Source organism: Paenibacillus sp. 11B (genome assembly GCF_030487755.1).
Classification (GTDB): Bacteria; Bacillota; Bacilli; order Paenibacillales; family Paenibacillaceae; genus Paenibacillus; species Paenibacillus vandeheii.
Map to the genome: position 1 here is coordinate 1,035,358 of NZ_JAUKNS010000001.1, position 13,356 is coordinate 1,048,713.

12 protein-coding genes are annotated in these 13,356 nt (G+C 45.8%); 4 read left to right on the forward strand and 8 right to left on the reverse strand.

The window, feature by feature from the left end; translation table 11 throughout:
• Positions 1-114: 114 nt before the first annotated feature.
• Together Q0V21_RS04585 and Q0V21_RS04590 are read right to left on the reverse strand one after the other, a co-directional pair.
• On the reverse strand, positions 115-1,791 hold the full coding sequence (locus tag Q0V21_RS04585) for a DNA repair helicase XPB (protein WP_301877778.1): 1,677 nt from the start codon (positions 1,789-1,791) through the stop codon (positions 115-117).
• 199 nt (positions 1,792-1,990) lie between these two features.
• Positions 1,991-3,160, reverse strand: a complete 1,170-nt coding sequence (locus tag Q0V21_RS04590) for a M20 family metallopeptidase (RefSeq protein WP_301877780.1) — start codon at positions 3,158-3,160, stop codon at positions 1,991-1,993.
• A gap of 212 nt (positions 3,161-3,372) precedes the next feature.
• On the opposite strand from Q0V21_RS04590, the gene Q0V21_RS04595 reads away from it, so the two are divergent.
• Together Q0V21_RS04595 and ftsW are read left to right on the forward strand one after the other, a co-directional pair.
• Positions 3,373-3,720: a YugN family protein gene (locus tag Q0V21_RS04595; protein WP_053784292.1), complete on the forward strand. Its 348-nt coding sequence runs from the start codon at positions 3,373-3,375 to the stop codon at positions 3,718-3,720.
• A 13-nt stretch (positions 3,721-3,733) separates the two neighbouring features.
• Entirely contained in the window at positions 3,734-5,020 is a 1,287-nt protein-coding gene (gene ftsW, locus Q0V21_RS04600) for a putative lipid II flippase FtsW (protein ID WP_079349553.1), read from the forward strand.
• A gap of 156 nt (positions 5,021-5,176) precedes the next feature.
• On the opposite strand, the gene Q0V21_RS04605 is transcribed toward ftsW, so the two are convergent.
• Positions 5,177-5,539 (reverse strand): Asp23/Gls24 family envelope stress response protein, encoded by a 363-nt coding sequence (locus Q0V21_RS04605; protein ID WP_024631137.1) that lies wholly within the window; start codon positions 5,537-5,539, stop codon positions 5,177-5,179.
• 185 nt (positions 5,540-5,724) lie between these two features.
• Between Q0V21_RS04605 and cax the strand changes: the two genes are divergently transcribed.
• Positions 5,725-6,795: a calcium/proton exchanger gene (gene cax, locus Q0V21_RS04610; RefSeq protein ID WP_024631138.1), complete on the forward strand. Its 1,071-nt coding sequence runs from the start codon at positions 5,725-5,727 to the stop codon at positions 6,793-6,795.
• A 185-nt stretch (positions 6,796-6,980) separates the two neighbouring features.
• Here cax and Q0V21_RS04615 read toward each other — a convergent pair whose 3' ends face one another.
• From Q0V21_RS04615 to Q0V21_RS04635, 5 genes are all read right to left on the reverse strand, one after another.
• On the reverse strand, positions 6,981-7,274 hold the full coding sequence (locus tag Q0V21_RS04615; RefSeq protein WP_024631139.1) for an Fpa/YlaN family protein: 294 nt from the start codon (positions 7,272-7,274) through the stop codon (positions 6,981-6,983).
• 225 nt (positions 7,275-7,499) lie between these two features.
• Entirely contained in the window at positions 7,500-7,745 is a 246-nt protein-coding gene (locus Q0V21_RS04620; protein WP_024631140.1) for an HPr family phosphocarrier protein, read from the reverse strand.
• Positions 7,746-7,841: 96 nt separating this feature from the next.
• On the reverse strand, positions 7,842-8,957 hold the full coding sequence (locus Q0V21_RS04625; RefSeq protein ID WP_079349554.1) for an aminopeptidase: 1,116 nt from the start codon (positions 8,955-8,957) through the stop codon (positions 7,842-7,844).
• Positions 8,958-9,066: 109 nt separating this feature from the next.
• Entirely contained in the window at positions 9,067-9,933 is an 867-nt protein-coding gene (locus Q0V21_RS04630; protein ID WP_301877783.1) for a hypothetical protein, read from the reverse strand.
• 131 nt (positions 9,934-10,064) lie between these two features.
• Positions 10,065-12,044, reverse strand: coding sequence for a sensor domain-containing diguanylate cyclase (locus tag Q0V21_RS04635; RefSeq protein ID WP_301877784.1), 1,980 nt, complete (start codon positions 12,042-12,044; stop codon positions 10,065-10,067).
• 463 nt (positions 12,045-12,507) lie between these two features.
• Between Q0V21_RS04635 and rpsD the strand changes: the two genes are divergently transcribed.
• Complete coding sequence (gene rpsD / locus Q0V21_RS04640) at positions 12,508-13,107, forward strand: 30S ribosomal protein S4 (RefSeq protein ID WP_024631144.1); 600 nt, start codon at positions 12,508-12,510, stop codon at positions 13,105-13,107.
• Positions 13,108-13,356 lie beyond the last annotated feature (249 nt).

Here is a 13,356-nt window from a genome sequence, read left to right on the forward strand (position 1 = left end):
CGTTCTTTCAACGCATGATAGCTCTTGGAATGAATTCATATCTAGATTACTTTGTGTATGCATGGCTTATCTTGCCTTTCCCATTATTTTAGTTGGTGATGTGAACTGATCTTTTCATTGCAATTCCTGAACAATTTTGTATTCATATCCTTGCTCGACCAGAAACATTTGACGCCGTAATGCAAACTCCTGTTCCTTACTATCCTCAGATACAAGGGCATAGAAATAAGCTTTATTTTCTCCTGACTTTGGCCTTAGAATCCGCCCCAATCGCTGGGCTTCTTCCTGCCTTGAACCGAAACTTCCGGATATTTCAAGTGCAACAGCTGCATCTGGCAAATCTACGGCAAAGTTGGCAACCTTGGATACCACTATCGTTTTGATTTCCCCCCGTCTGAACGCTGCATACCATTTTACCCGTTCTTGCTGGGACATTGTGCCCGAAATGAGGGGAGCTTCAATTTCCCGGGCAATGCTCTCAAGCTGATCCAAATACTGTCCGATGACAAGTGCCGGCACCCCTTCATGATGGTCCAATATCCGTTTGATCACAGCCAATTTGGCCGGATTTTCGGCTGCAAGACGAAACTGATGCTTCACCTCAGCTTCCAGATAGTTTGATCGTAGTTCAGGAGAGAGGGGGATACGTATCTCCTGACACTGTACATCAGCAATCCAACCTTGTTGCTCCAATTCTTTCCACGGCATGTCATATAATTTCGGGCCAATAAGTGAGAATACATCCTGTTCACAGCCATCCTCACGCACCAATGTTGCTGTTAATCCCAGTCTTCTTGTTGCCTGAATATCTGCAGTAGCACGGAATACAGGCGCTGGCAGCAGATGAACCTCATCATAAATGATAAGCCCCCACTGGCGTTCACTGAGCAATTTGATATGCGTAAAATCAGCATCTTTGGATTTTCTATGCGTAAGAATCTGATAGGTAGCCACAGTCACAGGTTTAACCTGTTTTTTCTGACCAGAATACTCACCAATCTGTTCACTCGTTATCGTTGTTTTGTCCTGCAATTCCTGAATCCATTGCCTCACAGATGTGGTATTCGAGGTCAAAATAAGGCATTCACACTGCAGACGTTCCAATACGGCCATCCCAATAACCGTTTTGCCTGCACCGCAGGGAAGAACGAGCAGGCCACTTCCTCCCATACCCTCGCTACCTTCAAAAGCATCCACAGCATCTCGCTGATACGGTCGCAACCCGAAACCTTCTGAACTTCCGCCTGAAGTATTCGCTCGCCATTCAAACGGAAGGCTTGTTCCTTCCCGATATCCCGCATAATCCAGCACCGGGTACCCCAAACGGGTCAATTCACGCTTCAGCAATCCGCGCTGCTCCCCGCCAAGCACGAGCTCATGGGAATCGACACGTTCCATCCGAAAAGCCGAGATGGTCTTCATACCGCTTAATTCATCCAGCAATCCCTCATCTTCACTCACGAGACGCATCCTCTTGTGATCGGCCTCTGGCTGCAATTTCAACTTTCCATATTGATCAATAATCCGTTGGATATCCTGAATAAGGGCGGCAGGAACATTCCAACGTGACACTGATTCCAGACTTGCAATCACTTGATCAGCACTCCATCCAAGTGCAGCAGCGTTCCACAGCGATAATGCAGTAATTCTATAGGTATGGAAAGCCGCAGGTGTCTTCACCAGTTCGGCATACATCCCCAGTTGAGCTCGGGCCTGATCAAATCCAGGATGACCCACTTCAAGCAATACTGTAAAATCCCGCTGGACAATGCAGGCATCCGTTTTCCCCATTCCGCTTCCTCCTTATTTTGAAATTGTGCTATCAGTTTTCTAAATGAAAGACATCACAAAAAGTTCAGTTCCGGTGTCTTCCGAAATTGAACCTGTTTAGTACAACAGTTCGACCTTACCTTAACCTTTAGATAGACCCTACAAAAAAAAGCACCCTGCTCATACTTTCGTATGAATAGGATGCCCAACTATACTCAAATCATTCGGCTGTATATCCTTTAGCCATTGCTATAAATAGTTTTACAGCATTCTGCATGGCATCCTCATCAAAGTCAAACTTGGGATGATGATGCGGATAGACGGCATTCTTCTCCGGGTTACCTGCTCCGACAAACATAAAGCAGCCCGGAATCTGCTGCAGGTAATACGCGAAATCTTCAGCCGGCATAAGCATCGGTGACTTCTGTACATGGTCTGCACCAAATACATCCACCGCTTCCCTGAAAAATCGTGCCGTCTCCTGCTCATCATTCACGACTGGAGGATACCCCATAATATAGTTCAATTGTGTCTCTGCACCATAGATTGCCCCTGTCTGAGCAACGACCGTATGCACACGTTCTTTCATGATACTGCGTGTCTCTTCGTCGAACGTTCTCACCGTACCCGTCATTTTGCACGACTCGGCGATGATATTCTGTGCAGCCCCCGCCTGCATCGTACCAATCGTTAACACTGCTGGACGCAACGGATCCACCGAGCGACTGACAACCGTCTGCAATTGCATCACAAGAGCCGATCCCGCTACCAGACTGTCCACTGTAGATTGCGGCATGCCGCCATGACCGCCTTTGCCTTTGATTTCAATATAGAAATCATCTGCCGCTGCCATCATCGGCCCCGGAGTACTCGCAGCTACGCCAACTGGAAGTGGGGTCCACAGATGAATGCCATAGATGACATCTACCCCTTCCAGTCCACTGTCTGCAATAACCTTGAGCGCCCCACCTGGAAGCAATTCCTCTGCAGGTTGGAACAAAAAACGAATCTCACCCTTAATCTCATGTTTATGGCGACTGAAATACAGTGCCGTGCCCAGCAAAATGGATATGTGCCCATCATGGCCACAGGCATGCATGGCCCCTGCTTGCTGCGATGCGTATTCCACATCCTTCTCATCCTGAATCGGAAGTGCATCCATATCCGCACGAAGCATTACGACAGGTCCTGGCTTGTCCCCACGGATGGAGCCTATAACTCCGTGCCCGCCTACGTGTTGTTTTACTTCAACTCCAAAGCTCTCCAGCATACCCGCTACAAAAGAGGATGTCTTCTCCTCATGAAAGGAAACCTCAGGATTCCGATGAAGATGACGACGCCATTCTACCATGTGGATCTGCAGATCATCCCACCATATATTATTTGTCATGTCTCTCCATCCTTTCGCTCTCTGAACGGGACTTTCATCAAGCCCGAACCTTCCTCTTGAAACCTATTGCTGTATATTGTAGCAGAATTGGAAGAAAACCGATACGAATCACCGCTTGAAAGCTTGCACGGGAAGGGGAAACATACTATCATAAACTAGAGAAAAGAACGAGAATTTTACTCTCGGAAGCTTATGAGGAGGATCAGACGCTTATGATTTTTGAGAATACAGGCTTGGATGGCTTGAAGAGCGACTTGGCATACCTGGATGAGAGCGCCGAGAAAGTCGGATTTGTCCGGTGGCAATGGGAATATTATCGTGCTACATATGACTACAAAATTGAAGATGAACAAACCAAATCGGAATACTTTGTACGTATTAATACCCGTGCGATCGATGGCAAACTCGAAAAACCGGATACGGTTCTCGCAGTTGAAGCTGTTTATCTTGGAAAAGCAACTTTTCCGCATGGTCTGGATTATGACTCTACCGTACCGCAGCCAGTCGTGAAGCTGGCGGCCCAAAAATTACAGCAGCTTAAAGAACTGCTGGAAGCTTAGGCTGGGCCGAATCATGAAACAACAAACGGCCCAAACGAAAACGAAGAGAGGCACGCCGGATTTTCAACTGCTAATCCTCACTTTATTGTTGGTGGGCTTCGGACTGGTGATGGTGTTCAGCTCCAGTTCCAGCATTGCAATTGCAAACAAAAGTTTCAACAATGATGCCCTGTACTTCACGAAAAAACAACTTATGTGGGCGGTTATCGGTTTAGTGGGCATGTTTTTTGCCATGAATATCCGATTTAACAAATACAAAAAACTTTATGCACCGTTTTTCCTGTTCACCACGGTATTACTCCTGATTGTTTTGGTTTCAGGCAAGGTGCTGAACGGCGCACGAAGCTGGATTCACATTTTTGGCTTTAGTATACAGCCCGCAGAGTTTGCCAAAATCGCTATTATTCTGTACCTCGCTGCACTTATTACCAAAAAAGGGGAACGGTTCAGGGATCTTAAGACAGGATATATTCCCGTGCTGGTTATTGTCGGGTTTATTGCCGGGCTAATTATGCTGCAGCCGGACTTTGGTACATGCTTCATTCTCGTGGCTACTTGCGGTCTGGTCATCTATGCAGGTGGCGCCAGCATGAAACATATTATGGGTTCCATCCTGCTGGTTGTGCTGGGAGCAGCATTGGCGCTTGGAGCGAACGCCCTGTTTTCTTCTATGGCTTCTTCAGATACTGTAGATAACACCACAACTACGGAGGCTGCACAGAACTACAAAATCGGGCGGATTCAGGCATTTTTGAATCCATTATCCGATACGACAGGCGGAAGCCTTAATCTCTATCGCTCCCTTGTTGCAATCGGTGATGGAGGCATCACCGGCTCTGGAATCGGACAAGGCACGATGAAACTGCATTACTTGCCAAATGCTTATAACGACTTCATTTTCTCCGTCATTGGAGAAGAGCTGGGCTTTGTTGGAACTGCCCTGTTCCTGTTGGTCTACCTTTACTTCATTTGGCGAGGCATTATCGTCTCCCTTCGCTGTCCCGATCCATTTGGGACACTGGTCGGTATTGGGATTATGGGATTAATTGCGATTCAGGCCTTTATTAACATTGGGGGCGTGACCCAGACCATTCCCGTGACAGGGGTTACCCTTCCGTTTATCAGTTATGGCGGTACCTCACTCTTTGTGATGATGGTAGCCATGGGTATTCTGCTCAGCATCTCTCGTACCAATAACTTGGACGTCATCAAGGAAGAAAAAACAAAGTCGGTGACGGTTCAAACATCACGTACCTCTCCCGCACTTCGTTCACGTGAATCCATTCGCCGAATTCGGTAATGAGAAGGAACGGTATACGAATGGTTTTGGAACAAAATGAAGTAAACACAAAAAGACTTCGCATCGATTTCGATGCGAAGTCTTTTTGGTGTTGTCTATCTAGATGAAGAACCAGGTTCAATGTACTGCTGTTCTTCCATCGCGGATTGCTAAAGTTTACAGATCGTCGCCTCTGAAAGATACGCCTTCTACCTTTACATTGACTTCAACAACACGTAATCCCGTCATGGTCTCTACCGCTTCTCTTACATTTTGTTGAAGCATGCGGGAAACTTCATGAATCGGTGTCTCGTACAGGACGATGATGCGCAGATCAATGGCTGCTTCCAGCTGGCCGACCTCCACGCCTACGCCTTTCTGTACGTTTTTACCGCTCAGGCGCTTGGCCCAGCCCTCTGACAATCCTCCAGACATTGCGGCAATTCCGGGTGTCTCCATCGCAGCCATTCCGGCAATTTTCGCCACTACGTCATCGGCAATCCGGATGTTTCCGCCCTCTAGTTGAAGTTGTTCTGCCATGCCACATCCTCCTTCACTTCGTTACTCGTATTTTAAATCCTTTCCACCCCAAAAAGCAAATTAAACTCAAAAAGATGCGTTTACAACCTACCACGATTTGGTTATATTGAAATATGAAAATATTCTCATAAACCGTTCTATGATGTCGTTTAAAACAAAATAATTAGATAACCGAGGTGTTAGTTGTGAGAAACCGGATTTCATCCATTTTGCTGATTGCTTTTTTTGCGCTCAGCGCCGTCGCCCACTACATGAAATGGGATTCGATTCTGCAATTCGTCATTTCAGCCATTTCGGTTATTTTTGTGGCCGGTTTTTTAGGAAAAGCCACGGAAAATGTAGCCCATTATGCCGGACAGCGGTTAGGCGGATTTTTGAATGCAACATTCGGTAATGCCGCCGAATTGATTATCGCCATTTTTCTCGTCAAAGAAGGACTGTTTGACATGGTTAAGGCCAGTTTGACAGGCTCGATTATTGGTAACCTGCTGCTGGTGCTTGGTTTAAGTATTTTTGCGGGAGGACTCAAGTTCAAAATTCAGAATTACAATGTATCACTTGCCGGTTTAAACGGCTCTCTTATGATTGTAGCCATCATTGCGCTGTTTATTCCAGCTGTCTTCCTGAATACCCATTCCATCACACAGAAGGATACCAATACACTCAGTCTCATTGTCGCAGGTTTGCTGATCCTTGCTTACATAGCTTGGTTATTGTTCTCGATGGTCACACACAAGAACTATCTCGCAGATGTCACTGTGGATGCAGATGAAGAGTTGCCGCATGAACATGCACCCGAGTGGTCCAAGAAAAAATCAATTCTCTATCTCGTTCTTGCCACTGTCATGGTTGCCTTCGTCAGTGAATGGCTTGTTGGCACACTTGAGGTGTTTACTGAACAATTCGGACTCAGCGAACTGTTCGTCGGTGCGTTCCTCGTTGCCATTATCGGTAACGCAGCAGAGCATAGTGCAGCCATCATGCTTGCCATGAAAAACAAAATTGGCGCCGCCGTAGAGATTGCGGTCGGCAGCAGTTTGCAAATCGCACTCTTTGTTGCTCCTGTGCTCGTATTTGTCAGCTACTTCACAGGCAGAACGATGGACATTGTGTTTACAACGATTGAGCTGGTAGCCATTGGCGTAGCCGTATTTATAGCCAAATCCATCACCCAGGACGGTTCAACGAACTGGTACGAAGGTCTGCTCCTGATGGTTGTGTATATTATTTTGGGTGTATCGTTCTTTCTGGTATAACATACTTCACTCGTACGATGTGATAGACCATTTAGCGCAAAAGGCAGCCTGGAAACGCATTTTCCAGGTTGTTTTTTTCATTTATCCCTCCGCCTCTATCCCACCAACCTATCTACCAATTCAACCGCACAAAAAAAGCATGCAAATACCTGCATGCCTTCTATTCTGACCCGCGCTATTGCAGGCTATTGCTCATTCTTCTTGTTCAAAGCTTCATATAGAATTGCCAGATTCCGCTCAAGCGCGCTTACCAGCTGCTTACCAGCACCTTCTGGAAGAAGCCCTGCACGAACAGCAAAATCGACTTCCTTGGAGAACCCATACATCTGTGTATCCAATACTTCCTCATAGAGAGGGCAGTAGCGGGTAGCCAGATTCTCCATCTGTACTTCAATAAGCTTCTGTATTTTATCTGCATCTTCTTGAAGAAGACTGATCGCTTTCAAGTGCAACTGGTCCTGCAGATCAGATGAAGTCATGCATTTTTCCCCCCTATGTCCCAAAAATCGCGTAAAGACGTTCTACCTCTAATATTAGACGAAATCAGGAGCTAATACAAGAACCTGACCAAAATAACCATACATTCTGAAGAGCTTTATTCTTGCCTAATCTCCCTATTTTACAGAGGTCTTGCCGTACACCTGAATGATCTCATGCCAAAAAAGCACCTCTGCCATAATAGGCAGAGATGCTTCTTAGTGCCATTACTCGGATGCGATACTCACATTCAGTCCATGTTTGGCAAATACTTCTGACATAGCTGCTTTGGCTTCAGCTGCATCCGGGCCATGAACGTGCAGTTCATAGCTGTGCGTGCTGATCAGCGTTGTAAACAGCCCGAGAATACTTTTTACATCGATATACTTGTTCTCTGAATGAAGTACGATTGAAGAAGTAAATTTGCTCGCTGTTTGAGCAATTTCAACTACCGCTGCGTTATTACTCGACATAGGAATCCCTCCGTCTTTTCACTTTTGGTATCATCTATTAATTACCACTACATGATACCGTGAATCCGCTTTCCTAGCAACAGCAAAATACTGTTCCTACTTCAGGTTATCCGGATTAAGGCATTCCAGCTCAGGAATAACGAAAATACCGTCTTTACGGATCAATACATCGTCAAAATAAATCTCGCCACCGCCGTAGTCCGGACGCTGGATCAACACCAGATCCCAGTGAATGGATGAGCGGTTTCCATTATCTGTTTCTTCATAAGCCTGTCCTGGCGTAAAGTGCAGGCTGCCTGCGATTTTTTCATCAAACAGAATGTCCTTCATCGGATGCAGGATATGTGGATTGAATCCAATCGCGAATTCACCGATATGACGAGCGCCATCATCTGAATTCAGAATTTCATTCAGACGTTCTGTATCGTTGCTCGTTGCTTCAACAATTTTACCGTCTTTGAAGGTGAATTTGATATTCTCAAAAGTAACCCCGTTATAAAGCGTTGGCGCGTTATAACTAATCGTTCCGTTCACGGAATTACGGACAGGGGCACTGTACACTTCGCCATCCGGAATATTTTTTTGCCCAGAACATTTCTCTGCACCGATATCTTTAATGGAGAAGCTCAGGTCTGTTCCCGGTCCAGTGATACGCACTTTGTCTGTGCGTTTCATCAGGTTAGCCAGTGAATCCTGCGCTTTATCCATTTTGGCATAATCCAGGTTGCATACGTCAAAGTAGAAATCCTCAAACGCTTCTGTGCTTGTATTAGCCAACTGTGCCATGCTTGCATTCGGGTAACGAAGCACAACCCATTTCGTATGTTTTACCCGTTGCTCGCTATGTACCGGATGGGAATAAAGTGAATTGTACATTTTCATTTTTTCTTCCGGTACATCGGACAGATCATTTACGTTCTCCCCAGCACGAATACCAATGTAACAATCCATTTGTTTCATCCGGTTCAGATCGATCTCTGCCCAGGTTTTCATCATCTCTTCTGTCGCATTTTTGAACATCGCACGCTGTACTGTCTTGTCAGTCAGCTGTACAAAGACGTTACCGCCCTTTTTGCCTACTTCTTCAATAATTGCATTAATCAGATCACGTTCTGTACCGATCATCTCTACCAGCACATTCTCGCCGGGTTGTACATCTACAGAATAGCCCACCAGATTGGCTGCGAGCTTCTGAATTCTTGGGTCCTTCATCTTGTAAACTCCTCCTGTCATCTGCCATTCCTGAATTGAACAACGGTAAATTACGATACTATTGTAGCACGCTACAACCATCCCGTCAGCAGGCAGTCCCGCAATTTATTTACTCATAGGACCTGAAGTTTACATCTGTGACAAGGGCTTCTTTATTCTTTTTGCTGTTCATATCCTTATAACTCACCTGGCTTTCTGAGGACAGACGCAAGGGCAAGCTGGTTTTCCGATCCACGGTTAGATGATACACCGTATGTACCTCGGCCTGTTTCATCATCTCTTGCATCGATGTTTCCCCTTGCTCCCACACTTTGCTCAGATCCTTCTCAAGCTCCTCCTGACTGCCTCCCTTAACTGTAGCTGCCTTGTGCATATACTCTGCCCGGATTGCGTTCATCTCGTCGTTAAGCTGCGCGAGCGCCCAGGTTTTGGCATCTTTCGGTTCGAGTTCAATCCGCAGTATTTTTGTTCGATGGCCTGAACCGTATTCGGACTTTATCGTTTTGTTCAACCGATCGATACTTTCCATTTGAGCAATGGGATTAAAGCGGGACAGCGAGCCGCGGAGAGGCTCATGCTCAGCAGTTAAAGCCATCCATTGTCCTTGTTTTCGTACAAAAGAAGCGCTAAATCCGCTTGGTTGACCGCTATTGTTAACAGCCTTGGCATTCACTCCTTTTACTCCCGTTCCGGCAGCAGTCACAGCTCCAGGTAGTCTCGTTTGCAAGGTCAAGCGGTCATGATCCTCCAGCTTGCCTTCAAATTTGAACTGATTTTCGAACAACCCGCTGCTTTCACGTCGCAGTCCCGCTTCCCCGTCAAAACTCAGCTTTTCTTTGCCTGCTATTCCTGATAAAGCCAGTGAGAATAATTCCTCGGGACTTCGATCACGCTCTAACAATCCACAACCAGGAGCACATAACACAACAATACTTAGAATCAACAATAGCCCACGTATAGACCGACGCTTCAACATGTTTTATTCCACCCTTCCGTCAACTTTCTCCATAGCCTGCCCCTCCCTTATTTGCTTATACTTCCTTCCTTTGGCATCGCCATTTCAAAAAAATAAAGAGAGGACGACTCCGCAATCGGAATAGTCCTCTCTTAACGTGTAACTTCCTGTTCTTCCATGACGATCCGGTTTCGACCGCCATGCTTCGCATCATACAGAGCCATATCAGACCGGTAAAATAACGATTCCACACTGACTTTCTCATCCATCCAGTTCCATTCCGCAATACCACTGGATACGGTCACCGGAGGCCTTGTCTCTTCAGCAACCCTCGTACGAATGATCTCGGCATATTCCAGTGCCTGACGAGCACCAATCTGGGGCATATAGATGGCCAGCTCTTCCCCGCCCCATCGGGCACAGATGTCCTCAGGTCTGACTGAACTCGTTACAATGTCGCTCACCTGCTTCAATACCTGATCACCTGTTTGGTGCCCAAATGTGTCATTCACCTGCTTGAACTGGTCAATGTCCACGACCACCAGCGCCCCACAGAAATCATGGGCCTGACGTTCATGGATCACACTATCCAGATAATGCCTTACATACAGCCCTGTGAGCATATCTAGGTTTGCCAAGCGTCGTACCTCGGCATGAAGTGTTGCATTGGAAAGTGCAAGTCCTATATGAATGGACAGCATCTGCAACAGACGATAATTTTCGTACGAAAAATACTGTGTTTTGGGATGTCCCAGTAGAATGGCGCCCTTCACTTCACCATTCACCCGAACGGGCGAGGCTATTAGTGACATTGAACCGGTAATATCCATGAAGACGGATGACACTTTATCATAATCCGCATAATTGGATAGAATGAGCGGTTCTTCTGTCTCATACAGCACCCCTGCGATTCCGTAGTCTATTGGAAATGATTTGCGGCTTAACTCATTTACATTGGATGACATCACTTCGAAATGACTCGTAGTGTCATCCAGTTGAAGGATACAGCAGGATTCAGCCTGAAAGATGTCCTTCAACTCCTGCTCGGAGAATTGATAGATCTCCATCAGCTGCAGGCTCTTATTCAAACGTTGTGTCAGATCATTGATTAGACGAAGTTCCTGGATTAACATATTCGATTGCTCGTGCAGCTTGGCATTTTCAAAGGCAGTTCCGGCTGTATCCGCCATCATCGTAATGAGTTGCAGATCGGAATCTTCCATTAACTCCTCATTCATCTCAATGTGAAATACACCATAGATCCCTTGCTTGCCTTTTAGAGGAAGGCCAACCTCCAGAATGCGATGCTCACCTTCACGTGCCCGAACAACAATGAGCTTGCCCTCCATGAACGATTGTACACAGATGTCTTCTCCACGCTCATGAACAAGCAGCGGCTTGATACGAGGGTTAAGGCTGCTCTGATCCTGAGACATATACAGTGTCATGCCCGTCGTTGGATATAAGTAGTCGATGCTGTCAAACACTTCATCCAAAATGGCGTCCACATCCATCTTGTCATGCATCCGTTGAACGATTTGGAACAGAATCGACCTTCGGTGTTCTTCACGGGCAGTTTGTTCATGAGCATGTAACATGTCCGTCATAAATATGTATTCAAATCTTCGGTAAAAGCAGGTACGATAATGCAATGCCTCCGATCGAACAACGGCTTCAGACGTGTCATCTCGATTTTGCTCGTAGGTTACAGCAGTGAAGACAGCAAACATATCCTTGTTTGTCCTGGAGAAAAGTGGCTCAGCCATTAGATGATATTCTCCATTTTCAGTGGTTCCACGTAACGACTGTGCCTGTCCAGATTCAAGACATTGCATTACAGTCGAATGTACGTCCAGCGGAGGAGCCCCTTCTTTTCCTTGCCCCATACAGATCCCTTCTGTATTCCATACGTTGTATATTATCGATGATCTGTCTGAGTGTGGCCGTCGTTGGGTATACCAGTCGGTATACGCTTGTTGCAGAAGGCTTCCCAGATATGAAAAATCAAAAGGTGTGATATCCATTTTTTGCATCCAGAATACATGCGCTTCGTGAGGAGCGGCAGAAGATGCGGAATCGCCCGAACTTCGCGAATTCAAGCTGGCGGGTTTACTTCTTAGATGTTCTAACATGTCAGGCGCTCCTTTGCACCGTTTTTGCATCCACTCGGATGCATTAATCTGCAGACGTTATCGCAAACCTGCAAATTCTATGCGATAACCTTAATGTACAAGATCATTTAAAGTTAAGATACAATCTATTTTACTCTCTTTAAAGGTTTTTTGCATCCATATTTCAGAAAATTGTCCCATTATTTTGGGCCTAATGACCTATCGACAAATTTAGACGTTTTTTTGCTTTTATCACATGCTTGACTTTGGTTCTAGTAAACTGTAAAATAAATTGTTGATGAAGACTACTAATGGGTCTTTAAATTTGGGCATTACCGGTTGTGTCACCCTCATTCTTTTTGTTGCTTTCAGGACAGCGGCTGAACTTTCCTGATCGTTTTATGCGAGGTATAGCCCGCATCAACAAATTGGAGCGCAAACAGAGCCCTATATGAACTTCAACTAAAAAGGAGCTACTTTAAACATGGCACGTTACACTGGTCCTAAATTTAAATTGAGCCGTCGCCTCGGCATTTCCCTGAGCGGAACAGGCAAAGAATTGAAACGTCCTTTCCCTCCAGGTCAGCACGGAGCTAACCAACGGAGAAAAATCAGCAACTACGGTATGCAATTGCAAGAAAAACAAAAACTGCGTCACATGTACGGTTTGGGCGAGAAGCAATTCCGCACTCTCTTTGCTAAAGCGCAAAAAATGCAAGGTATCGCGGGTGAAAACTTCATGTTCTTGCTTGAGAGCCGCCTGGATAACCTCGTATACCGCCTTGGATTCGCTAACTCCCGCGCTGGTTCGCGTCAGTTGGTATCCCACGGTCACGTAACTGTAAACGGCAAAAAAGTTGACATCGCTTCTTACCAAGTAAGCACTGGCGACGTTATCAGCCTGCGTGAAAGAAGCCGCGGTCTTTCTTCCGTTAAGGAAGCTATTGAAAACCGTTCGCATCTTCCGGCATACGTAGAATTCAACGATACTGCTCTGGAAGGTAAATTTATTCGTTTGCCTGAGCGTTCGGAATTGTCCCAAGACATCGACGAAAAACAAATCGTCGAGTTCTACAACCGTTAATCGTTGGAATTTCATTAAGCTTTACTCCAAACAGCTGTCGAGATTTTCTCGGCAGCTGTTTTTTTATTACAGAAGAAACAACAGGGAAAGAACAAGAAGGTCGTACCTGCACCTAATGCATGGATACGGCCTCCTTCGTATGGTTAGTCATCTATTTTCATCCACACTTGCATGCTTAATACTTCCACGTTTTACTGAAATTCTCCACGTCTTCTCATGATATGTAATTCAATTCCGTATGATATATAT

Bases quoted from the DNA above. Each gene is read 5' to 3' on its own strand.
- Q0V21_RS04585 (WP_301877778.1), bottom strand. From the start codon at position 1,791: ATGGGGAAAACGGATGCCTGCATTGTCCAGCGGGATTTTACAGTATTG.
- Q0V21_RS04590 (WP_301877780.1), bottom strand. From the start codon at position 3,160: ATGACAAATAATATATGGTGGGATGATCTGCAGATCCACATGGTAGAA.
- Q0V21_RS04595 (WP_053784292.1), top strand. From the start codon at position 3,373: ATGATTTTTGAGAATACAGGCTTGGATGGCTTGAAGAGCGACTTGGCA.
- ftsW (WP_079349553.1), top strand. From the start codon at position 3,734: ATGAAACAACAAACGGCCCAAACGAAAACGAAGAGAGGCACGCCGGAT.
- Q0V21_RS04605 (WP_024631137.1), bottom strand. From the start codon at position 5,539: ATGGCAGAACAACTTCAACTAGAGGGCGGAAACATCCGGATTGCCGAT.
- Q0V21_RS04615 (WP_024631139.1), bottom strand. From the start codon at position 7,274: ATGACTTCATCTGATCTGCAGGACCAGTTGCACTTGAAAGCGATCAGT.
- Q0V21_RS04620 (WP_024631140.1), bottom strand. From the start codon at position 7,745: ATGTCGAGTAATAACGCAGCGGTAGTTGAAATTGCTCAAACAGCGAGC.
- Q0V21_RS04625 (WP_079349554.1), bottom strand. From the start codon at position 8,957: ATGAAGGACCCAAGAATTCAGAAGCTCGCAGCCAATCTGGTGGGCTAT.
- Q0V21_RS04630 (WP_301877783.1), bottom strand. From the start codon at position 9,933: ATGTTGAAGCGTCGGTCTATACGTGGGCTATTGTTGATTCTAAGTATT.
- Q0V21_RS04635 (WP_301877784.1), bottom strand. From the start codon at position 12,044: ATGTTAGAACATCTAAGAAGTAAACCCGCCAGCTTGAATTCGCGAAGT.
- rpsD (WP_024631144.1), top strand. From the start codon at position 12,508: ATGGCACGTTACACTGGTCCTAAATTTAAATTGAGCCGTCGCCTCGGC.